We start from the raw sequence: 21505 nt of genomic DNA on the forward strand, positions 1-21505 counted from the left end.
AAAGGTCTTCGCAAAGCAAGCCTTATAATATTCATCGTATTCTATTTAAATTGGTTTTGCAGATAGGAAAAATCGCCCGATGCCTCCGAGCGGACCAGAACGTGCTCCCATAGTTGACTATGGGCATCGATATTGGTTTTCTCTGCTTGCTGTAAGATCAACTGGATCTGCAATAGTTCTGTCAAACTGATCAGCCCATTCTCATATCTTGATAAATAAAGCTCGTAAGCCAGCCTGGCGTTTTTAACCGCTGCATTTATGCTGCTGATTTGTCTTAGTTGGCCTTCGATACGTTTTGAGGCAGAAATATGCCGAATGTCCAGATCGAGTTTTTGAACATCGTAATTTGCCTGGCGTGACCTAACTCTTGACAATATACGTTTCTTCTCAAGACTACTGTTTGAAGCGTTGGTTATGTTCCAAGTAACAGCCAGACCCAACAAGTAGTTGGTGGACCCGTTTGCATAGCCATCGAAAACCCCATTTTCAACTAAGCCATCCTGACTAATACCGCTGCCCCTCAGGGCAAGCCCTCCAAGTGCTGAAAACGAGGGTAGCGCCTGGCGGCCGGCGAGCTCAGCCTGAGTTTGACCATACCTTACAGCATCATCAAGTACTTGCAGGTATGGGTGGGGATTCTCTATCATGCCGCCTTGCATTACAGGTGCCGGGGCCAGGTAAGGCTGATAATATAGCGCCTGGGCTGTATCAACCTCAGGTGCGAGTTCAGTCAGCGCTTGCAGGTCTGAGCTTAATTGTGCGTGCCATGACTCCTGCTCTGCATCCGTCTGCAAATACGCAGACAGGGCAAGTGAACTGTCTGCTCCCGGCTTTAAGCCTGCCACAGCCAGACTTGCTGATAACTCAAAGATTTGTTTTGTACGTGCTTCATTTTGAAGTGCCCATTGCAAATTAACTTTACTGTTTAACAGCTTCAAAAATAATTGCGTAGACCTGGTTTTTAGTCTGAGCTGCTCGGCACTGAGCTCATTTGTCGCCTGATCAATACCTTGATCAGCAGCTTTGATGGCCAGATTTTTGCGGCCAAATTCAAAGAATCTCCAATCTGCTACAACGGAACCGAAAGTATTGAATGCTGCTGTCGGCTGGCCTGGTTGCCCTGCTGCCCGGCCGTTAATATTAATCACGCCAGGAAGCGGAAAGAACGCGCCGCTACTGCTGGCGTAGGTCCCCATCGAATTTTGAAGCTGCAATTGCACATTGGGCATATAGGCATTATTCCGGGTGAGCCTTCTGGCCAATCTGGATTCATCCAGTTGCGCCTGTTTCGAGGCTAGTGACGGATAATTAGAAAGGGTCATTTCCCAGATTTGGGTAAGTCCCAAACTGGATTGTGCATGCAAAGATGAGCCGACTAGCATGATCAAAATGCTTGTCAGACAAAGCTTAAGCCTTATCATATTAAATCTGTTAGTTTTAAAACTGCGACATCAACAAGAGTTAAAATCCTGCTAGTGCCAATAAAAAGTTAGATTTATTATGTAGGCTCAAATGAGAAGATATCTGTTTTTGATGTAGATGGGACTGCCACTGTCGGCAGGTAAAACTTTAAAAAGATGCGCTAAAGGGCTATGCACATCGCCAGAAAATCTAGTGAAAATCAGCAAAAACGGTAGATACGTCAGTATAAAGAACTCAACCACCGGCAAGGTGGCCGTATCTGATGTAGCATGAAGATCCTGATCAGCATAGGCCGAGTTATTAAGCACTCCACAAGCCTCATGCTGGGTCACCTTAGTAGCAGCAGGTAAACCCTTATCAATTCTCTGTGTGGTATTCGCTTGGCGTGAGTGATCTAGAAGCGCATCACTTAAAGATTTTTTAATTTGACAGTTGGACAACAAAAATAAAATAAAAAACAAGAAGACTACCGCCCTGACAGGCTTGCATCCTTGAACTTGATGTTTTATATCGTATTGTTTCACTATGAAAATTAAATATTGCAAGGTAAAGTAGTATCCGATCACGCCTCCCGACCGCTTGCTGTAATACTACTAACGCAAACGATCGGGTTTTTAGTGAGCCAAATGACATTTATTTTAAAAAAAGCTATTGGCAGATTAACCTATTCAATAGAAGGCTACTGATCAAACTCTTTGATGTGTTTCCCAATGTCATATACCGGTTTGCCCTCGCCAATTAGCGAAGCAATCAGTGAGCTGCCAATAGCGCTCCGGTATCCACCCGCGCAGTGTACTGCAATCGACTTATCAAGCGGGATTTCATCAATCCTGCTTTTCAAATCGGCCAGCGGAATCGAAATACTACTGCTGAAAATCGGATTCTCAGACACTTCCGAGCTGTTTCTTACGTCAACAATAGTGTATTTGTCCTGATGAGCCCTAAAATCTTTCAGGTCCAAAAGCTGAATAGTTTGCTGCCCACTATTTAATACAAAAGCTTCCTTGATCTTGGCTTCATATCCGATGGATGCTGTGCGCTTGATAAGCTCTTTCAAAGTTTGTATATCCTGGGCAGCAAGATAAAACTGCTCCGAAGGATCAATCATGCTTCCCAGCCACGTTTCAAACTTGGTTCCATCCATAATATTAATGGATCTGGCCAGATGCCCGTTTTTAAAATCCTGTTGGTCGCGGCTATCTACAACCCATAGATCAGGATCTAATTGCTCAGCCTTACTTTGCCCTAATGATGAAGCCAGCTTTACTTTACCAACACTTTCACCAAATGCTGGTGCGCCTTTTTTGTTAAGATCGACATCAAAAGGAAAATAGCCTGGAATAAAGGGCTGATCAGACGTTAATTGTTGTACAAATGCTTCCTGACTCATGGGCTGTAAAGACCAATTCTCTCTCTTTTGCTCTCCCATACTGCTGCTGGAAGCATCACTCAGCGCTTTTCCGCATAAAGTGCCCGCTCCATGCGCCGGGTAAAGGATAACATCATCAGGTAATGGAAGTAGTTTATTGCGAAGTGAATCATACATTTTAGCTGCCAGTCTGTTGCGCTGCGCGTCCATGTCTTTGCCAGTTCCTCTCAAATCCGGACGGCCACAATCGCCAATGAATAGCGTATCCCCACTGAACAAATACTTAGGTTTACCATCATGCTCTAAAAGAACAGATATGCTGTCATCCGAATGGCCTGGTGTGTTAATAGCTTTCAATACGATTTTGCCAAAGGCTAATGTGTCTCCTTCGTCAAAAGGCGTCAGAGTATAAGCAGCATCAATTTTTCGGCTCGCATAAATGGCAGCTCCAGTGGTCTGGGCGATTTCCAGATGGCTGCTGACAAAGTCGGCATGTGAATGCGTTTCTATAACAGCGATAATCTGGACTTGATGCTCTTTTGCAAACGCATAATACGGCTCTGGATTCCGGGCCGGATCGATTAATACCATTTTTGATTCGCATTCACTCAGGATGGCATAACTGTAATGTGCCAAGAATTTATCTTCGAACTGTTGGATTTTCATAACAAATGTTTTTAATTCAACTCTAAACTGTAACTAATGAGGTAATTGATCCCTAAACCTGCCATATACCCAGGTTCCTGCCACTGCGCTAATTAGCGTGACGATTACAACAGTTGCCCCCATACCAATCTGTGCAAACAAAGGCCCTGGACAAGCGCCAGTCAGACCCCAGCCCAACCCAAATAATAGGCCTCCATAAATTTGTCCTTTATTGAACTTCTTATCAGTGAAGGTGATAGCTTCCCCTGAAATGGTTTTGATCCGGTACCGTTTGATAAGCCACACTGAAATCATTCCGACCAGTACGGCGCTTCCAATAATGCCGTACATATGAAACGATTGCAGCCTGAACATTTCCTGGATCCTAAACCAGCTGATCACTTCTGCTTTCACAAATAGTACGCCAAAAAGTAATCCAACCACAAGGTATTTTAAGTTGTAATACCATTTATGTTGTTTTTGACTCTCATTGATGCATATTGAATCAGTTGCCCGGATGTCATGCTCGCTTTGTGCCGTCTGCTCTACTGATGAATTGGCCATACTCTTTTAATTGTTTATTTTGATGAAATCCGCAAAAAGGAAATCCTGACTTGTTTGAAAAGGCGTAATATGCGTTGCGTAGCAATGAGTTTCTACGGCAAACGAATCTTTAAAGACATCGGCAAGTGCAGTCATATCGTACTGACTCACCGGCAATCCACTGCATTTCTGAGGGCCGGACAAAGAAAAAGTGCCCAAAATCATATGCCCTTTTGCGACCGCGTTTTCAGCGATGCGCTTGTAGTGCGCTTTCTGCTCAGCAGTGATCAGGAAGTGAAACACCGCCCTGTCGTGCCAGAGTGCGTATTGTCTTTCCGGTTTAAAATCCAGTATATCAACCACCAGCCAGGTAACCTGCTCAGACTTTGCGCCAAGCCTTTTTTGGGCTTTCTCTATCGCCTTGGCTGAAATATCCAAAACAGTTATATCCCTGTAACCTTCCAGCAATAAATAATCTACAAGCAGGCTGTCACCGCCACCAATGTCAATGATTGCACTATCTTTCGCGGTATTTGTATCCTGAATCAGGGCCAATGAATACGCTGGCTTCTGTTCTGTCCAGCTTAACTGCTCTGGTGAGCTGGTACCATAAATATTTTCCCAATGTGCTTTTAAGTTATCTTTCATCTGCTTACATCATTAATATGAAAGGCAATATCCAGTTTGCCATTACAAATCCGCCAATCATAAAACATACTGTTGCAACCAGCGAGGGCCATTGCAGGGTAGCAAGTCCCATAATCGCGTGACCGCTCGTGCAGCCACCCGCGTAGCGCGCACCAAACCCTACCAGAAACCCACCACCAACCATCATGATCAATCCGGGCAGCGTCAAAAGTTTATTCCAACTTACCAGCTCAACAGGCACGAGCGATGAAAAATCAGTAACACCATAAATGCTCAGCTCTTTTACCAATGATGGGTTCAGCTGGACTGGTTCGGTGTTAGCCAGAAATGTCACCGCTATCATCCCTCCCAAAAAAATACCCAGCACAAAAAACATATTCCACAACTCCTTTTTCCAATCGTATTGAAAAAACGGGATTTTAGCCGGAACGCACATGGCGCAAACATGCCGGAGCGATGATGAAATCCCAAAGGACTTATTACCCAGTATTAAAAGTGCAGGCACTGTTAGCCCGATCAGCGGCCCGGCCACATACCAGGGCCAGGGCTGTTTTATAATTTCCAGCATAATAGTATGAAGGTGTTTTTTTATTGAATTTTTTGTCTGAGCTTATCCCAGGCCCCACCGTTATAAACCTGGACCCCGGCCATTTTTAATATCCCTTCTGCCAGCCCACTGCGCGTGCCACTACGACAACAGGTAATGACAGGCTTTCCACATTTTTTCAAAAATGATGCTTTGTCGCTGATCTTATCCAGCGGAATATTAATGCTCTCATCAATATGGCCCGATGCGAATTCCTCAGGGCTACGCACGTCAACGATCAATGCCCCGTGCCCGACAAGGCCTTTCAAGTCTGTTTTATTATTTCCGAAAAACAATGACATAATTCCCATGATCTTTTCTTACAATAGTGTACTTGGACAAACATAGTTGCTTACTTCAAGCTTGCCTGAATCCTTAATTGCCTTAAAACCTCCCCTGACATCGATCAGATTGTCATATCCCCGTGCTTTGAGCACTGAATTAAAGATCATCGACCGGTAACCGCCGGCGCAGTGTACGAAGTACGTTTTGTTTTTATCAATCTGCGCCAGGTGATCATTGATATAATCCAGGGGGATATTTTCTGCATCCAGCATATGCTCAGACAGGAACTCACTTGCCTTACGTACGTCCAGCACGCCGATGGCAGGGTCCATTTTCAAGCGCTGACTCATCTGGTCAGCGGTTACTGACTGGATCTGGCTGGTTTCTTTACCGGCTTTAACCCAGGCATCGATCCCACCTTTTAAATATCCGATCGTATGGTCATAGCCCACACGCGCAAGACGGGTCACCACTTCTTCTTCCCTACCCTGCTCAGTTATTATCAATATGCTTTGTTTGATGTCGGGAATAAGCGCTCCAACCCAGGGAGCAAAGCCCCCATTTATTCCGATGTTGATCGAGTTAGGAACGAATCCTTTTGCAAAGATTTCTGCATCCCGCGTATCAAGGACGACCGCGCCAGTTTGGTTTGCCACCGCCTCAAAAGCCGCCGCATCCAAAGCCTGGGCTCCCCTTTCAAGAACCCTGTCAATGCTTTCGTAGCCATTGACATTCATCAAAACGTTCTCGGGAAAATAAGCAGGGGGTGGCATCAGCCCACCCGTAACTTCTTCGACAAACTCTTCCTTGGTCATATCCACCCTGAGTGCATAGTTGGAGGTTTTCTGGCTACCCAATGTATCGGTTGTTTCTTTGCTCATGTTTTTGCCGCACGCACTTCCTGCGCCGTGGGCCGGATAGACAATAATATCATCAGCAAGTGGCATAATCTTATTACGCAGGGAATCAAACAGATGCTCTGCCAGCTTTTCTTGTGTCAGTCCGGCGGATACCTTTTGTGCCAAGTCAGGACGCCCAACATCACCAATGAACAGGGTATCCCCTGTAAAAATGCCAACCTGTTTTCCCTGCTGATCACTTAAAAGATAACAGGTGCTTTCCATGGTGTGCCCGGGTGTATGCAATACTGTAAGCGACACATCGCCCACTTTCAGAACCTGGCCGTCTACGGCTACAAGCGCATCAAAGCTAGGCTTAGCAGTCGGGCCGAAAACGATTTGTGCACCGGTTTTTTCAGCCAGGTCAATATGGCCTGATACAAAATCCGCATGAAAATGCGTTTCCAGGACATATTTTATTTTTGCCCCATTTTGTTCTGCACGGTTGATATAGGGCTCAACTTCACGCAGTGGGTCGATTACCACAGCTTCCCCATTGCTTTCGATATAATAGGCTCCTTGCGAGAGGCAGCCGGTATAAATTTGCTCAATTTTCATATTGATGATTTTTTGATTTTTCAACCCTTTTTGAATTAACTATACAAATTTCAGGATGTTTAGCTGGCTGGTCAGTGACAAGAGTCACATTGCGAAAAAGAATGAAAATCATTTTCACCTGCTTGGCTAGTGATCGGAAATTATTTGAGATGCATCAGCTCGGAGGATATAATATAAATCCCCATCACCAGCACAAACCAGCCAAACCCCTTCTTCAAAGAAGTAGCATTAACCCTTTTGGCTAGGATGCCCCCGATTAAAATCCCTGCCATGGCAATACCAGTGATTTTCAGTAGAAAAGCCCAGTCAATCACGAAATGTCCTATATCCCCTGCAAAACCGATCAGCGAATTCAGCGCGATAATCAGAAGCGAAGTGCCCACAGCTTCCTTCATAGGCATCCCCAGGATCAATACCAATGTCGGGATCAGCAAAAACCCGCCCCCTGCTCCCAGAAAACCCGTAGTTAATCCAATCCCAATGCCGCTTAAAAGCATCCGGGCAATATTACCTTTTAAGTCACACTCCAAACACCCCGGTTTTCGCTCTTTGCTTTTGATCATGCCTACCGATGCCGCTACCATCAGCACAGCAAAGAGCACCATCGTCAGTAAAGGTTCGGTGATCTGAAAGGCTCCAATGCTAAAAAGATCATGGGGCACCAATGGAATTAAAAACTTACGCGTCAGGAAAACCGTTGTGATCGATGTGCTTCCAAAGAGCAGTGCCGTCTTAATTTTGACTGCGCCTTTCAAATAATTGCTGTATGCCCCGACAAGACTGGTGGATCCGACAATGAACAGCGAGTACGATGTTGATACCAAAGGACTAATACCGAACATATAGACCAGGACCGGCACAGTCAAAATGGAGCCGCCCCCGCCGATCATACCCAATGAGATACCAATAAATACAGACGCTATGTAGGCGATGATTTCCATTTTTTGCATTGTTTATGCTGCAAAAATCAGAAGTGTCAAGCGCCGGGAAAGTGATAAAGGTCACATATGGGAAATAATATTTATTATGTCCCAAAACTTGTACTTCCAAGCATTTCGGAACCTTTTAGGGTGCATTTTTTTTATGACTTTATGCCTCGCTTAATTATTTAGCTACTTATGAGTGAAGATATTTCCTACTATCTCGATACCGTTTTTGCGGACTTTGAGCCTGAATTAAAACAACACTTGATCCGGGAATGCAGCCTGAAAAAGATTCCAGCCGGAGAAGTAATCATGCGGGCCGGACAGTACATTAAACACACCTTGCTTATTGGAAGCGGGAGAGTAAAACTTTACCGTCAGGGAGATGATGGTCAGGAAGCCTTTGTTTATGATCTTCAACCAGGAAACGCATGCGCCTTATCGATGATCTGTAATACAAAACAAGAGGCTAGTGAGATCATGGCCAAAGCCCTGGAAGATACCGTGGCAATTCTGATACCCATCCAGTTAATGGACGAGCTGATGCAGAAATATAAAACCTGGTATTACTTTGTCATTGCCAACTACCGGGCCCGCTTTGAAGAGCTGCTGGTAGTATTTGACAATGTAGTATTTAAGGGCATGGACGAAAGGCTGGAATTTTATCTGAAAAATCGGTTTAGAACTACTGAGACCAGTCAGATTTTAATTACCCATCATCAGATTGCCAATGATCTCAATACTTCTCGGGAGGTAATATCAAGATTATTAAAGAAAATGGAACAGGATCAAAAAATCAGACTTCAAAGAAATAGTATTGAATGGGTTACCCGGATGTAATTTACTTGATCTCCCAACTCTGATTTAGTGAGATAAATCCAGCTAACATGCAATTACAGTAGGTTAATAATTACCTTTTAACCTCGAATTACTCTGAGAAGAATAGCTACAACTGCTATTACAAGTAAATAATGAATGATGATGCCCATCCCAAAGCCGTCAAATCCAAGATACCCGATCAGCCAAAGGATTATTAATACAAGTGCGATCGATGATAGCATGTTTCCAATAATATCTTTCAAAAGTATTGACAGTTAAATAAAACGGCGGTCCCAGACAGCCATCGGTATTGAATATAGCTAGATGCGCAATTCGGTTGTTGAGCCCAAAATAAATATCTGTTTGCAGACGGCTTTCCCCTGAAAAGGTATCTTTGGGATCATTGGCTGCTTTGTAGTAAGCCTTGTAAAAGGGTGAAAAGCATGAATTAAGATTTAATCTTCAACCATTTTGCATAATACTTATGCTGGCACTATACACTCTGTAATAGATATGCAATCAGCAGAATGCTAATCAGGAAAATAACCCCAGTTAACACTGTGGTAAGTACTGTAGTGGGTTTGTACTCTCCGGTCTGGAGCTGCCTTTCAGTCCTGCGGTATTGTAAGAAAGCAAACAGGATGGAAAGCGTACCCAGGCCGACCAGAATAATTCCGATTATCGATGAATAGCCATGAGAGGGCGCAGTTACTTTCGTATGCAATACAAAACCAATCTGTTTAACGAAAAGCGAAAATTTTACTACCACAAAGCCAAAAGCCATGATGCCGATGCCAGTTCTAACCCAAGCCAGATAAGTCCGCTCGTTGGCAAGGTGGTCATTGGGCTTAAATGGTGATAGATTATCTTTTTCTTTATCGGTGTTCATCTACGAGATTTCTTAGGGTTTAATAAGTATTATTATGTGCCTCATAAGTCCATACAACTTCCGAATATAGATCAGATAATTTATCAATCAATGGGTTGGCTCTTTCATAGTATTGCTGCTCACTAATACTGCCCTGATTGTATTGCACCAGTAAATTATCCAGTTCCTTTTTAATCTGGGATTTAGACATCTTCCTTTTCTGCTTTGCTCGCAGTCTACGTTTATTTCTGCTTTTGTTTGAAGTAAGGACAGTAGAAAGATAATGAACCCAAAAACACACTACACCCAAAATAAGCAGGCATAATAGATCAAGTAGTATCATGGTAATGACAAGTTAGAGATCCAAGTAACTTCAAATTTCCCTCGCTCTAATTCATGGCAACCTGCGCCCCATCTTTCATATCATTTCGTGGATTGACAATAATTTGGTCGCCATCCCGAAGCGCGCCAAAAACTTCTGTCATCTCATCCGATTGCATGCCTTTACGGACTTCAACAAACTGGGCTTTTCCCTGATTGACCTTAATCACATACTGCCCTTCTGTCGATGTGACGACCGCTTCTGCTGGCACGGTAAGAGCACCCTGTGTACCTTCCGGAGTGAAGACAACTTCGGCGAACATACCAGGCTTAATTCCCCCTTTGGCATTTGCTACATCTATTTCAATAGTCTCTGAGCGGAATTTTTGGTTCATATTTCCAGAGCGGCGGCTGACCTTACCCTTGAATTGCTCGCCAGGCATTGCATTAACTGTGAAACTGACCTGCTTTCCTTGCTTTAATCCAACGCTATATGTCTCAGGCACATCTACGACCAACCTAAGCCGGTTTTGCTGCTGGAGCATCAGCATCGGCCCTTGCAGGCGCACTCCGGAGCCAACCAACGCACCAGGGTGAACATTCCTTTCCGTAATGACGCCATCGAAGGGCGCGCGCACTGTAAGATAAGATTTGATCTTGGTAAGCGCATTAAAGTTAGCCTGCTCCCCCATCGCCGCTGCACTGTCTGCCATCATTTTCGCATTGGCGCTTTCCAGGTCCAGCGCTGACACAGATCCACGGATGCCGGCACTGGCTTTTAGCCTTTTGTAATGCTCGTGACTAGCCACCAGCATGGCTTTTGCTTTTAGGTAATTGGAGCGGGCTGCTACCAACTGCTCTTCGGTTTCAGGAGCCTCCAAGACCATCAACACCTGCCCTTTGCGGACATTGCTACCACGGTCTACAAGCACTTTTTCTACGAACCCGTCTGCTTTTGGGTAGATGCTCACTTCCTGAAAAGCCATGAATTCGCCAGGCAGCTGAACGTGCTGGCCTACTTTCGCAGAGCTTACCATCCCAAGCTTTACAGCTGGTTTGCTCACGCTTTTTTTCTGTGTTTTAGTGTCGGCAGACTCTGAGGACGAGCAAGCGCTGAACACGGTTAGCCCAATTGCAAGGGCAAGACAATTATATGCTATGTTTTTCATAAGTAGTTTGGTCTGAGTGCCCATTGACATGCAAATCTGATGGAGTGGGTAGCGCGTTTTCAAGGGGTAAAAGGGATGGATCTTTATAAGCTGTTTTATTTTGTAAAAACACATATACCTGGGGTACGATGTAAAGGGCTGCCAGCGTCGAAGCGATCAGCCCGCCGATGACCGCGCGACCAAGTGGGGCAACTTGTTCTCCGGCTTCCCCGGTTCCCAAAGCCATTGGCACCATACCTGCCACCATGGCAAAGCTGGTCATTAACACTGGCCTTAAACGCACACCTGCACTTTCTAATGCTGCCCGGCGCACGTCGCGGTACTCCCATCGCAGCCGCTCGGCATTGGTTACGATCAGGATCGCATTGGCAACGGAAATACCCGTTGACATAATGATACCCATGTAAGATTGCAGGTTTAGTGTACTGCCAGTCAATAGCAGAAATGCAATTGAGCCCACGATTACGGCTGGCACTGTTGAAAGGATCACCAGCGACAACTTAAATGATTGGTAGTTAGCAGCCAAAAGCAAAAAGATCACCACAATTGCAATGCCCAGTCCAAGTTGCAAGCTGTCCAGTGTTTCGGTCAAAAGCGATGACATTCCCTTTACTTCTGTTACCAGACCTTTGGGAGCCGCTCCCAACCCTGTGATTACTTTTTCAACTGATCGGGTGGCACTACCCAAATCCTGGTGATGGATGTTGGCTGAAACGGTTACAAAGCGCCGCGGCCCGATACGGGCGTATTCCCCTGGAAGTGTATCAACCGAAAAGGTTGCCACATCGGCTAGCACCGGTCTGGGCTGACCTGCTACCAGCGGGATTTCCTGTAACTGGGCCATGTTTCGCATCGCAAATTCTGGGATCTGGACCTGCACCTGGTAAGTATAGGCTGCCTTTTGATCGAGCCACTGGTTTTTTTCGGTGTAGCGGCTCGATGATGTTGAAGCCGTGATCGATCGCGCGGTTTGCTGTAAGCTCAGTCCCATTGTTGCCAGTTTCTGACGGTCGAGTTTAATATTGATGACCGGGAATTTAAGCGGTTGAATAATACGTACATCCCGCAGATGATCCTGCTGTGACAACCCCTTCACGAGTTTATTTGCATAGCCTTCAATTTCTTTCATATCCCTTCCTGCAACCTGTACTTCTATAGGTGTAAAAGCCCCGCCACTCATGAGCTTTTCAGTCAAATCAGCTGGTTCGAATGACAATGTAATCTCTGGCATCTGTTCGGCTACGGCCATTCGGATCCTTTCTTTCAAATCCTGCATATTGGTTTTATACTCAGGATCAAGGCCAACTTTGATCACCGCGTCATTGGGGCCGCTCGTGCTTACATATAAATTAGTAGTCGCGTAGTTGGTAGGAACAACGCCCACATAAGCAGACGAAATCGCCAGGTGGTCATCAGAAGCCTGGTTGACCAATGCCAACAGCTCACTTACCTTCTCCTCGGTCCGTTCAAGCCTTGTCCCATCGGGTGTTTTCATGCGGATCACCATTTGGCCGGAATTCAGCTGCGGAAGCATGTCTTTCCCAATCCAGACGAATCCTGCTGCCGCCAACGCAAAAACGACAACGAGATAAGCTCCAACAACGAGTTTGTTGCTTTTGACAAAACGCTCATTCTGGCGCATGAAGCCGCCCCTTACCCTATCAAAAAAAGTAACCTTACGCTCGGCACCAGCGGATTTCTCATGCACATGCTCTTTGAGCATCCAATTAGCAAGGATCGGCACCAGGCTCTGAGCCAGGAAATAGGATACCGTCATGGCAAAACCAATCGAAAGCGACAGCGGCAAGAACATCGCCCTGGGAACGCCCGACATAATAAAAGAAGGCGCAAAGACGGCAATAATACAAAGCAGGATCAGCAGCAACGGCAGGGCTACTTCCTTACAGGCATCGTAAATAGCCTGTTTCTGGGGCTTGCCCATCTCAATGTGCTGGTGAATGTTTTCAATGGTCACCGTGGCCTGATCTACCAACACGCCTATGGCTAGTGCCAAGCCCGACAAAGTCATGATGTTGATCGTTTGACCTGCAAGGCTTAGCATTAGCACGGCGGCGACGATAGAGACAGGGATCGTAATGATTACAATCAGCGAAGAGCGCCAGTCGCCCAGAAACAATAGTACCATTAGGCCTGTCAGAATTGCGCCCAGCCCTCCCTCAAACAGAAGGCTTTTTACAGAATTGATTACAAAAATGGACTGGTCGAATTCGTAAGCTACTTCAATGTCGTCGGGAAGCAGACTGCGCATTTCGGGAAGCCTGGCTTTTAATGCTGTCACCACATCCCATGTGGATGCGTCAGCGGTTTTCACAACCGGAATGTAAGAGGATCGGCTGCCATTGACCAGGGCGTACCCAGCCGTCACATCCGATGCATCAGCCACATTACCCAAATCACGAAGGAACACGGTCCGGTGCCCGTCTGTGGTGACGGGGATCTGGCCAAAGTCTGAGACCTGATCTTCCAGCGAGTTGAGCGTGGTTATATAAGATGTATTGCCAATCCGGATGTTACCAGAAGGGGTCATCGCGTTATTGGCAGCAAGGGCTTCCACTACTTCGTCAGGCGAAATGTTTAGGCTGCGGATTTTCTGCGGGTCAAGGTTGATGACGATCGTGCGCGAGTTGGTACCGATCGGAGGCGGCGCAGTAAGTCCAGGAACGGTTGAAAATAGTGGCCTGATCCGGGTAACGGCCAGTTCGTGGATCTCTTTAAGCGAGCGTGTTTTACTGCTGAATACCAAATCACCAATCGGAACTGACGATGCATCATAACGCACTACCTGTGGGGGCAATGCGCCGGGGGGAAAGAACTTCATCGCCCGGTTGACCTGGATAGCAACTTCGGCTGCGGCCTGGGCCATGTCGCTGCCTTCGTAAAAAGCCAGCTTGACAACAGTAAGCCCTTGGACGCTTTTGCTGGAAATTTCTTTGATACCGCCAATGTACAGGAACTGGTCCTGCATACGGGTAGCAAAGAAACCTTCCATCTGCGCAGGAGACATACCCCCGTAAGGTTCGATCACATAAATCACCGGTGAGTTAAGCCGTGGAAAAATATCAATCGGTATGCGGCTAGCCGACATAACCGAGAAAACAACAAGCCCCGCAATAAGTACCATGACTGATATAGGGCGTTTTAATGAAGCTGATAGCATATTTATACAGGGTTATGGACGCCTGAAAAGATCAAAAAATGGTTCAAAATCACTGGTAGCATAGGCCTTTTCCAGTCTGACTGCCACGGCGCGGCGCTGCACGTCGATCACCTGCCGCTCAACCCTGGTCAAAAGCTGCAAAGCATCGGTGATACCCAAGATATTTTCTATCCCATTATTATAAAGTGACATGCGTTGCTGGTAGGCAAGTGTAGCGGATCTTACCGTGACGGGAAGCTCACGCAGGGAAAGTCGGATGGACGACATTACAGAGTCTGCCATCGCTAGTGTGTTTTGCAGTTGCACCTGCTCGACAGTCAAGAGGCTTGCCGCTTCGCGCACACGCCACTGCTGCTGGATAGCGCGTGTTTTGACCCTTTTGAAATCAATGAGGTTGACCGTTGCGGCCAGTCCCACTAAAAAATTAGTACGGCTATAGCCGAAGCCCTGACGGATTGGGCCGAAGTTATTATCAATATCAAGGCTGGTTCCTCTTGCTGAGACAGCAGTAAGCAGCGTAACCCGGGGCAGAGCAGATTTACGGATCATGTCGATCTCTGCATTCTGACGGGTAAGCAGGTTACTGCGGTATCTGAGCAGTGGATGCGATGTCAGCACTGTACTTGGAGCAGGCTCTCCCAGCAGCAAACCACCATTGAAGGTGGTATCCACTTCCAGCTCATTTACCTGACGGCCCGTGAGTGTTGCCAGCTGGACATTGGCCCTACGGTACTCTTCCTGCATCTGATAGTAGCTCAGCTTGGCGCGTGATAGCTCGACAGAAGCCAGTGAAGAATCCAGTCCCGGCCGGATGCCGTTTTGTACCAGGTTATTGATAATACGCCTGACTGTATCAACCCTGGCCAGGTTCTGCTGCTCGATTTTGAGGTTTTGCCTGAGCCATACCAAATCCAGATAGGTTTTAATAACGACCTGGCGAAGTCCAAACTGCTCGCGTTCCAGTCCCGACTCCCCTACTGCGATGTCGGCATTGGCCAGTTTATTTTCGGCCCCAAAGCGGCCAAAGTTATAGATCTCCCAGTCGGCAGAAGCCAGTGCGATATTGCCCGAAGCCAGATCAGATGCGTTTTCGGGTCTTCTTCCACCAGACGTGGGAACAATAAGGCCCATCGAAAAGTAAGATCCCGAAAGCCCGTTGGCTGTTCCCAGGTTAACCTGGTCATGCAATTTGACATTAGGAAGCCGGTTATCACGCAGCACCTGCAAATTGGCACGGAAGGCTTCAAGCGCAGATCTTTGCGCTGCCAGCGTAGGATAATGGTTGATGGTCGCTTCAACGGCTCCCTCCAAACTCAGGGTTTGCCCCAGAGCAGGTGGATGCCGGTAAAAGACGAGCGTTACAAAAAGGGTTAGGATTAGACAGCGGCTCATAGCTTTAATATCGAGTAGCGCCTTGTTTGGCGCCGGGGTACATCTTACTGGCTTCAAATTAAAGGTGCACCTGGTTAGAGGGTGGTGAGAAGGTTATTAGAATTTGGTGAGAAGGGCCCGTTTTTAACGATATTCTAATCCCGATCCCTAATTTTACTCCGTCAAATAGCCAGAAAATAACAGCATGAATGTCTTAGTTGTTGAAGATGACCTGGAACTTACGCAGTTCATTCAGAAAGGGTTGCAGTCAGAGGGTGCGACCGTTGCGATAGCATTCGATGGGGTGATCGGAAGAAGTATGGTCAATGAGAACAAGTTTGACGTTGTTGTGCTAGACGTGAATTTGCCTGGATTGAACGGTTACGACCTTTGCAGGTTCATTAAGCAGAACTGGCCAGCCGTGCCGGTGATCATGCTGACGGCCCTGGGAAGCCTTGATAACAAAGTGATGGGTTTTGAAGCGGGTGCTGACGACTACTTGGCAAAGCCTTTTGCCTTTAAAGAACTGCTTTTTCGTTTGAAGGCCTTGGCAAGACGTCATCCATCGCGGGCTCCCAGGCCCAAGCGGCTGCAACTTCTTGACCTGGAAGTAGAAACGGATTCACACCGGGTTTGGCGCGCTGGCGAAAGGGTCGAGCTGACTGCCAGAGAATATGCGCTTTTGGAATACTTTATGCTCAACCAGGGGAAGGTCATCAACCGTGTGGATCTGCTTGAAAATGTCTGGGATGTACATTTTAATACCAACACAAACGTAGTTGATGTGTATGTGAACTACCTGCGCCGCAAGATCGACAAGTCGGAACCGCGCCTGCTACATACTGTGTTCGGGGTCGGCTATTTGATGGGGCCGGAGCCATGAGTATTAAGCAACGCATTACCATCGTTTTTGGCTTTCTGGTAGCGGCTCTGTTGCTAGTCTTTTCAATCTTCATTTACCAGGCTTATGAATCTTACCGACAGTCGCTGATGCGTAACCGCCTTCAGCGCAGGGCAGTGGCTGGACAATTATATTTTGAAAACCGCCTTGAATTTCATCGTTCCAGCTACCTGACCCTTCCCGACCAGCACGAATTTTTGGTAGATAGCAGCAACAAGGTTATTTATGAGTCTTCGGGAACGAGTGATTATAAGCTTACCTCGGAACTCCTTAATGAAGCCCGCAAGCAAGAAGTCTATTTCAGTTATAAATCCAGACCCTTAAAAAGGGTTAAAGAAGGTATTGCCTTGTCCTTTAAAGTGGATGGAAAGCGTTACGTCTCTGTTGTCACGGCGCACGATCTTAGCGGGATACAAGCAAGTGAGAGCCTTTTTTTTATTCTGGCCAGCGGCAATATTATTCTGCTGGTGATTGTTGCTTTTGCCGGGTTTTTCTTTGCGCGCCGCGCCATGCGACCCTTCGACGAGCTGATCGCTCAGATGGACCCGGCGGCAGTGAGCGACTTTTCATTCCGGTTGCAGGGCCGCAAAGGTGCTGATGAAGCTGCATATCTGGCAAATTCCTTTAATGAGCTGCTAAGCCGTTTAAACGCACTGGCTATCAGTCAGGAGCATTTTGTTTCCTACGCGTCACATGAGATCCGCACACCCCTAACAGTTGTAAAGGGAATCCTTGAAACCTCGCTGGCTTACGATAAGCAGCTAGCCGATGTCCAGCAAAGTATGGAAAAGGCGCTGGTTCGCTTAGAAGGTGCTATCGAGCTTGCCAACTCACTGCTGCATTTAGCGGAAGTCGAAGGTTTGCAGTCTGCAAGAGTCCGCGATGAAATTAACATCGTCGATACGGTGCTGGATACAATCACCTACTTTGGTGAGAAGCGGCCAGACCAGCAAATTGACCTGGTACTGACAGATACCTTTACCCAGCAAAGTTCTAATCTTAGGATTCTAGGGAATGCGACGCTACTGCGTACGGTTCTGACTAATATCCTGGATAACGCAAGCAAATACTCACGGCAAGAGCCAGTGGAGCTAAAAGTTGATTTAGAACCTTCGTGGGTCATTATTACAGTCACTGATCTGGGTATCGGCATCCCGGGCGCTGAGCTAGATGATGTGTTTTTACCGATGATGCGGGCTGGTAATGTGGGAAATGTGCCAGGCTTTGGTTTAGGGCTCACCATTGCAAAGAAGATTATCGACATACACAAAGGGCAGCTTAGTGTAAAATCCATGAAAGACAAGGGCACCGCCGTTTCAATAAGACTGTCTGCTCTGCCGCTGGCAGATTAGCGCGCTGCTTGCCTGCTAATATATCTTTAAAATAAGCTTTCACCTGATTTGCATCACCCATAGTGGCGCATTGTCCCCCCTTGTCAATGATGATAGATATGCCTGAAACTTTACTGCTAGTCAAAACGCCATTTGAAAAATCGCTCGCTCAGCGCATTAATTATGCTTGCTCTATTCTCGAAATCGTAAGCGCGTCCCAAATCTATGTGCCAAAGCGTGAAATGGATGCTACGGATGGATTACAAAAGTCGCTTGAAGCCTACTCACGAGTTAATACCCACTATTTTAATGTGTTTGAAAAATATTTTAAGGCAGCCACCGAGCGCAAATCGCTGATCAAAGGTGCAGGCCAAAGTGTAAAGCGAACTGCGCAGTTGATAAACCGGTGTATGATCAGTGATCTTACAATCGATCATGCCCGGCGCAAACAAATTAGTGCCCTTTACCGTAGGATCTACGCACAAAACCGTCTGAATGCACCTTATGACTTTTCCAGGCCATCTCACAATCAGGACATTCAAGATTACTTTCATAGTAATCAAGTGATACTCGATGTTTTCAAAGAGATGGTTGCTCAGCTTGATACGTATATATTTTCGGGGCAAAAGCAGCAGTTTTCACTCCCGCATTGTTACCTGCTGATTTCAGAAATGGAAATGTTTAATGCAGAGATAAGCCTGCTCACTGGCAAACTGAATGTACTCAACACTGAAAGGCTTGAAATTTTTGATCGGATTGCAGAGCGGTGCGAGGCTATTTGCAATAGAAGCCGGTTCATATTCGGCGCTAGCTCGCCTACATTCAAGCTTATTAAAAGGCGCAGGTTATCAGTCAGATAGGCCAACCCTTGGTTTCGCTGTATTGATTAATTATCAATGCTGCCAGAATTTTTGAATAACCCTGCCATGTTTGGTTTATCAGTATCGTACTACTTTTCAGGATATCTTAATATAAACCGAGGGCTTAACTGGCTTCTTCCTGCAAAAGATCTGCCAGTTGGTCAATCAAAGCATCACTTTGCTCGCAGTATTGTTTCTCACTTAAAAGGCCTTTATTGTAACGTGACAATAGACCATCCAGCTGGCTTTCTACCCTGTACCTGCTTCTACTACAGGCATGTTTTGTACCGCCTACCATAGCATGCTGTCTGGCAATTTCCAGGTGATTGGCAATTAAAAAAAAGACAACCCCCGTGGACAGTATAATCAGCAGGTCGACAAGTATCATAGCATTCCAGGTAATGACTGGTAGCAAGCGCTGCCACTGCTACTGCAAATTGGTGGACTCATAGAACTTCCTGTATTTAGGGCTACACGCCCATATCTTGTAGCATGATCGAGCACATCCGCTTCAAAATACTCCCTATACCTTGCAAAACGCCCAGCACAACACAGACAGCGAAAATAAACGGCAAAAAGATCAACCATCTTAGCGCCATCGTAGCATTGAATTTTCTAATGTTCCTGCCCATGTCTAATACATAAAGGTAACAATAATAAATATAATTTATAAAGGAAATACTTGCTCTTCGTAATTCAATTACTTGTAAGAGCTCTATCAACTATAACTCCAAAATGAACGGCGTAATAACACATGTAATTAAAAGGCTGCCCTATAATCATCCAATGGCTTAATGAGATGAAGATGCCCACAATTGACTTAATGCTGCTAACTGTTATCAACCAAGTGCTAGATGATCTCTCTGAGCCATCTGTTCACTTTCTTGTACACGCAGAATACTCCTTTACTGATGGCATAGATCCTATTTATGGACCAATTTTATTAAAACAGGATTTCATAGACATTCTTGAGGTCACCCAATCAGGTATAAACTGTAAGGTCCATGTCAACAAATCCGCAGATGATTCAGATTTTTTAATCAGAATACCGTATCAGAAAATTTGGAAAATATCGCGCTTCTATTCGCTGGATTTTAAAGATGAATACATCTTGTACATGAAAGGGTAAACTAAAAACATCATCAGTCGTACCTTACTTCGGGTTTAACCCAGAAGCAAGTCCCAACCATGGTTTACCTGGGATATCCAAACGTTTCTATTTTCATCAAGCAGGTTTTTAACTGTAATTCCGGCCTTATATACTTAGAAACCATCCAATAGTTAACCACAGTTGGTGGGATCTAACCACCTGTGAAAATCCATTCACACGGTATTCTAAACCAAGCTCAATTTTATTATCATCGGTTGCATTGTATCCCAGGGCAAGTGATGCACGGATCTCCAAATCTGCTTCTTTGTCTGACCAAAGGGCCAGATATTCGTTATTGACTTTCCCATAAAATTCCTTTGGATCAATCTGCTGGCCGCTTAACGGCGTTTCACCTCCAAAGCGGTACCGAAGCCTGAATTCTGGTGGACTCCCATCACTAAACGTCTCATCCAAGACAACTCTATGGGCGATAATGAAGACTTCCAGCTCTTTTACGTTACTAAACTGTTGTATAAGGCGATGCGTAAATTGGCCGTCCTCTAACCTGGCCAGGTACCCCCCACCTATTGTATTGTCTGCTGAAATCTTTTTGGTAAGTACCCAGCTTAGATCCGTTCTTTCATATTTCAACTGCTGATTCAATGGCGCCTCGCGCTGTTTTTCTCGAAAAATTTGTCTTGCCTCCAATTTCGTGTTCAACTTCCAGTTTTCTGCAACTTTGACGTTGACATTAAGTTGGGGAATTGACCCAGCCTTGTAACTGGCCTGACCAAAAGCGGTTGCACTAGTTAATACAAATAAAAAACAACCAAGAAGGGCTTTGTACATCAATAAATCAAGTTATCAGTGTTGCGTTGTACAATTTCCTTAATGCTAACGATTGTCCCGTCATTTTCAGAAAGTACTTCATAATAGCGCTCAACTTTGCGGCGAGACCCTTTCAAGATAATTTCATAACGGACCAGAACACCCTTTACAGCAATGTCTGCAAGCAAAGATTCTTTTAAGATGTGCTCGGGTCCCTTCCAATGCAATTGGGTCTTTACAATTTTATAACGTGAAAAGGATTTGCTTAGGGAATCTTTCAGTTTTGCTTGCCCACTTGAATTCATTTTACCAATACTTGACAATATTTCAACATCCTGAATTTCTCCGGATTCGTCGAACTCGATGCTGTAACGTTTGCCTGAATATTTCAACTTGGCTTCTACCGACTTTCCGGTCAGACTCTCTTCGCCATACCAATGGATTTTTGACTTCTTAAACACCGAGGAAACAAAATCAATTGCCTTTGCAGGAACAGCCTTGTGCTTGATGCTGAACTCGCGTTCATACTTTTGTTGTCCTAGGCAAGGTGTACAAAAAAACCAGGCAATCAGGCCAAAGATGATTCGATTATAAAATTCCATACTAATCATGAGATATTATTTCAGGCACTCAGGTACTGGCTAGGATACGGCGTTGGAATCTAAATATAAAACTATGTACCACATGCATTTACTTTGTCTGGTGACCAGCTCAATAAAAAACCTAATATTCTTTGCAAAACCGTCACACTAATCAATCGTGGAATATTACTACTAACTACCTTATCCGCCTCGATAATTCTTCCCATACTGTGAGAAGCTTCCGATTGATTTGAAGGTTATCAAGCAATTTAAAGAGAAAAGCCTAAGAAGGATCCTGGCCATCTAATCG

At 45.6% G+C, this 21505-nt stretch carries 21 protein-coding genes; 4 read left to right on the forward strand and 17 right to left on the reverse strand.

The features are described from left to right. Positions 1-41: 41 nt before the first annotated feature. From FEM55_RS21615 to FEM55_RS21655, 9 genes are all read right to left on the reverse strand, one after another. Positions 42-1322: a TolC family protein gene (locus tag FEM55_RS21615; protein ID WP_171036628.1), complete on the reverse strand. Its 1281-nt coding sequence runs from the start codon at positions 1320-1322 to the stop codon at positions 42-44. A 186-nt stretch (positions 1323-1508) separates the two neighbouring features. Continuing rightward, positions 1509-1946 carry a hypothetical protein gene (locus FEM55_RS21620; protein ID WP_082217990.1) on the reverse strand — a complete coding sequence of 146 codons (438 nt, stop codon included), beginning with the start codon at positions 1944-1946 and terminating at the stop codon, positions 1509-1511. Between the two features lie 155 nt (positions 1947-2101). Further along, entirely contained in the window at positions 2102-3457 is a 1356-nt protein-coding gene (locus tag FEM55_RS21625; protein WP_082217991.1) for an MBL fold metallo-hydrolase, read from the reverse strand. A 33-nt stretch (positions 3458-3490) separates the two neighbouring features. Then, entirely contained in the window at positions 3491-4000 is a 510-nt protein-coding gene (locus FEM55_RS21630) for a DUF6691 family protein (RefSeq protein ID WP_082217992.1), read from the reverse strand. Positions 4001-4006: 6 nt separating this feature from the next. Continuing rightward, positions 4007-4627 carry a class I SAM-dependent methyltransferase gene (locus tag FEM55_RS21635; protein WP_082217993.1) on the reverse strand — a complete coding sequence of 207 codons (621 nt, stop codon included), beginning with the start codon at positions 4625-4627 and terminating at the stop codon, positions 4007-4009. A gap of 4 nt (positions 4628-4631) precedes the next feature. Next, complete coding sequence (locus FEM55_RS21640; protein ID WP_082217994.1) at positions 4632-5195, reverse strand: YeeE/YedE family protein; 564 nt, start codon at positions 5193-5195, stop codon at positions 4632-4634. 20 nt (positions 5196-5215) lie between these two features. Continuing rightward, on the reverse strand, positions 5216-5524 hold the full coding sequence (locus FEM55_RS21645) for a rhodanese-like domain-containing protein (protein WP_082217995.1): 309 nt from the start codon (positions 5522-5524) through the stop codon (positions 5216-5218). 9 nt (positions 5525-5533) lie between these two features. Continuing rightward, complete coding sequence (locus FEM55_RS21650) at positions 5534-6955, reverse strand: MBL fold metallo-hydrolase (RefSeq protein ID WP_082218004.1); 1422 nt, start codon at positions 6953-6955, stop codon at positions 5534-5536. Between the two features lie 140 nt (positions 6956-7095). Continuing rightward, complete coding sequence (locus tag FEM55_RS21655) at positions 7096-7896, reverse strand: sulfite exporter TauE/SafE family protein (protein WP_170916749.1); 801 nt, start codon at positions 7894-7896, stop codon at positions 7096-7098. Positions 7897-8073: 177 nt separating this feature from the next. Here FEM55_RS21655 and FEM55_RS21660 point away from each other — a divergent pair, with 177 nt between their 5' ends. Beyond that, on the forward strand, positions 8074-8718 hold the full coding sequence (locus tag FEM55_RS21660; RefSeq protein ID WP_082217997.1) for a Crp/Fnr family transcriptional regulator: 645 nt from the start codon (positions 8074-8076) through the stop codon (positions 8716-8718). Positions 8719-8795: 77 nt separating this feature from the next. On the opposite strand, the gene FEM55_RS21665 is transcribed toward FEM55_RS21660, so the two are convergent. The 5 genes from FEM55_RS21665 to FEM55_RS21685 form a co-directional block, all read right to left on the reverse strand. Further along, the gene (locus tag FEM55_RS21665) at positions 8796-8948 is read right to left on the reverse strand and encodes a lmo0937 family membrane protein (RefSeq protein WP_138283681.1); all 153 of its coding nucleotides are present in this window, start codon (positions 8946-8948) and stop codon (positions 8796-8798) included. A 242-nt stretch (positions 8949-9190) separates the two neighbouring features. Further along, the gene (locus tag FEM55_RS21670) at positions 9191-9586 is read right to left on the reverse strand and encodes a YidH family protein (protein ID WP_082218093.1); all 396 of its coding nucleotides are present in this window, start codon (positions 9584-9586) and stop codon (positions 9191-9193) included. A gap of 368 nt (positions 9587-9954) precedes the next feature. After that, entirely contained in the window at positions 9955-11055 is a 1101-nt protein-coding gene (locus tag FEM55_RS21675; protein WP_166444595.1) for an efflux RND transporter periplasmic adaptor subunit, read from the reverse strand. After that, the gene (locus tag FEM55_RS21680; RefSeq protein WP_229208601.1) at positions 11036-14197 is read right to left on the reverse strand and encodes an efflux RND transporter permease subunit; all 3162 of its coding nucleotides are present in this window, start codon (positions 14195-14197) and stop codon (positions 11036-11038) included. Before FEM55_RS21680 ends, FEM55_RS21675 begins: the two co-directional genes overlap by 20 nt. A gap of 48 nt (positions 14198-14245) precedes the next feature. Beyond that, positions 14246-15625, reverse strand: coding sequence for a TolC family protein (locus FEM55_RS21685; RefSeq protein ID WP_082218089.1), 1380 nt, complete (start codon positions 15623-15625; stop codon positions 14246-14248). 184 nt (positions 15626-15809) lie between these two features. Here FEM55_RS21685 and FEM55_RS21690 point away from each other — a divergent pair, with 184 nt between their 5' ends. The 3 genes from FEM55_RS21690 (at position 15810) to FEM55_RS21700 (ending at position 18696) form a co-directional block, all read left to right on the forward strand. Then, positions 15810-16487: a response regulator transcription factor gene (locus tag FEM55_RS21690; RefSeq protein WP_082218088.1), complete on the forward strand. Its 678-nt coding sequence runs from the start codon at positions 15810-15812 to the stop codon at positions 16485-16487. Next, positions 16484-17857, forward strand: a complete 1374-nt coding sequence (locus tag FEM55_RS21695) for a sensor histidine kinase (RefSeq protein WP_082218087.1) — start codon at positions 16484-16486, stop codon at positions 17855-17857. Before FEM55_RS21690 ends, FEM55_RS21695 begins: the two co-directional genes overlap by 4 nt. Before the next feature lie 98 nt (positions 17858-17955). Next, complete coding sequence (locus tag FEM55_RS21700; RefSeq protein WP_082218086.1) at positions 17956-18696, forward strand: hypothetical protein; 741 nt, start codon at positions 17956-17958, stop codon at positions 18694-18696. Between the two features lie 124 nt (positions 18697-18820). Here FEM55_RS21700 and FEM55_RS21705 read toward each other — a convergent pair whose 3' ends face one another. The 3 genes from FEM55_RS21705 to FEM55_RS21715 all read right to left on the reverse strand — a co-directional run bounded on the left by FEM55_RS21705 (position 18821) and on the right by FEM55_RS21715 (position 21216). Beyond that, positions 18821-19084 (reverse strand): hypothetical protein, encoded by a 264-nt coding sequence (locus FEM55_RS21705; protein ID WP_082218085.1) that lies wholly within the window; start codon positions 19082-19084, stop codon positions 18821-18823. An 867-nt stretch (positions 19085-19951) separates the two neighbouring features. Beyond that, positions 19952-20635: a DUF2490 domain-containing protein gene (locus FEM55_RS21710; protein WP_082218083.1), complete on the reverse strand. Its 684-nt coding sequence runs from the start codon at positions 20633-20635 to the stop codon at positions 19952-19954. Then, positions 20635-21216 carry a hypothetical protein gene (locus FEM55_RS21715; RefSeq protein ID WP_082218082.1) on the reverse strand — a complete coding sequence of 194 codons (582 nt, stop codon included), beginning with the start codon at positions 21214-21216 and terminating at the stop codon, positions 20635-20637. Before FEM55_RS21715 ends, FEM55_RS21710 begins: the two co-directional genes overlap by 1 nt. Positions 21217-21505: the final 289 nt, after the last annotated feature.

This window comes from Dyadobacter sediminis, assembly GCF_005860765.1.
Classification (GTDB): Bacteria; Bacteroidota; Bacteroidia; order Cytophagales; family Spirosomataceae; genus Dyadobacter; species Dyadobacter sediminis.

Excerpts from the sequence above, each read along its gene's own strand:
- FEM55_RS21715 (WP_082218082.1), bottom strand. The coding sequence starts at position 21,216 with ATGGAATTTTATAATCGAATCATCTTTGGCCTGATTGCCTGGTTTTTT.
- FEM55_RS21660 (WP_082217997.1), top strand. The coding sequence starts at position 8,074 with ATGAGTGAAGATATTTCCTACTATCTCGATACCGTTTTTGCGGACTTT.
- FEM55_RS21655 (WP_170916749.1), bottom strand. The coding sequence starts at position 7,896 with ATGGAAATCATCGCCTACATAGCGTCTGTATTTATTGGTATCTCATTG.
- FEM55_RS21670 (WP_082218093.1), bottom strand. The coding sequence starts at position 9,586 with ATGAACACCGATAAAGAAAAAGATAATCTATCACCATTTAAGCCCAAT.
- FEM55_RS21625 (WP_082217991.1), bottom strand. The coding sequence starts at position 3,457 with ATGAAAATCCAACAGTTCGAAGATAAATTCTTGGCACATTACAGTTAT.
- FEM55_RS21705 (WP_082218085.1), bottom strand. The coding sequence starts at position 19,084 with ATGATACTTGTCGACCTGCTGATTATACTGTCCACGGGGGTTGTCTTT.
- FEM55_RS21700 (WP_082218086.1), top strand. The coding sequence starts at position 17,956 with ATGCCTGAAACTTTACTGCTAGTCAAAACGCCATTTGAAAAATCGCTC.
- FEM55_RS21650 (WP_082218004.1), bottom strand. The coding sequence starts at position 6,955 with ATGAAAATTGAGCAAATTTATACCGGCTGCCTCTCGCAAGGAGCCTAT.
- FEM55_RS21630 (WP_082217992.1), bottom strand. The coding sequence starts at position 4,000 with ATGGCCAATTCATCAGTAGAGCAGACGGCACAAAGCGAGCATGACATC.
- FEM55_RS21695 (WP_082218087.1), top strand. The coding sequence starts at position 16,484 with ATGAGTATTAAGCAACGCATTACCATCGTTTTTGGCTTTCTGGTAGCG.
- FEM55_RS21680 (WP_229208601.1), bottom strand. The coding sequence starts at position 14,197 with ATGGTACTTATTGCGGGGCTTGTTGTTTTCTCGGTTATGTCGGCTAGC.
- FEM55_RS21710 (WP_082218083.1), bottom strand. The coding sequence starts at position 20,635 with ATGTACAAAGCCCTTCTTGGTTGTTTTTTATTTGTATTAACTAGTGCA.
- FEM55_RS21615 (WP_171036628.1), bottom strand. The coding sequence starts at position 1,322 with ATGACCCTTTCTAATTATCCGTCACTAGCCTCGAAACAGGCGCAACTG.
- FEM55_RS21675 (WP_166444595.1), bottom strand. The coding sequence starts at position 11,055 with ATGAAAAACATAGCATATAATTGTCTTGCCCTTGCAATTGGGCTAACC.
- FEM55_RS21635 (WP_082217993.1), bottom strand. The coding sequence starts at position 4,627 with ATGAAAGATAACTTAAAAGCACATTGGGAAAATATTTATGGTACCAGC.
- FEM55_RS21645 (WP_082217995.1), bottom strand. The coding sequence starts at position 5,524 with ATGGGAATTATGTCATTGTTTTTCGGAAATAATAAAACAGACTTGAAA.
- FEM55_RS21690 (WP_082218088.1), top strand. The coding sequence starts at position 15,810 with ATGAATGTCTTAGTTGTTGAAGATGACCTGGAACTTACGCAGTTCATT.
- FEM55_RS21685 (WP_082218089.1), bottom strand. The coding sequence starts at position 15,625 with ATGAGCCGCTGTCTAATCCTAACCCTTTTTGTAACGCTCGTCTTTTAC.
- FEM55_RS21640 (WP_082217994.1), bottom strand. The coding sequence starts at position 5,195 with ATGCTGGAAATTATAAAACAGCCCTGGCCCTGGTATGTGGCCGGGCCG.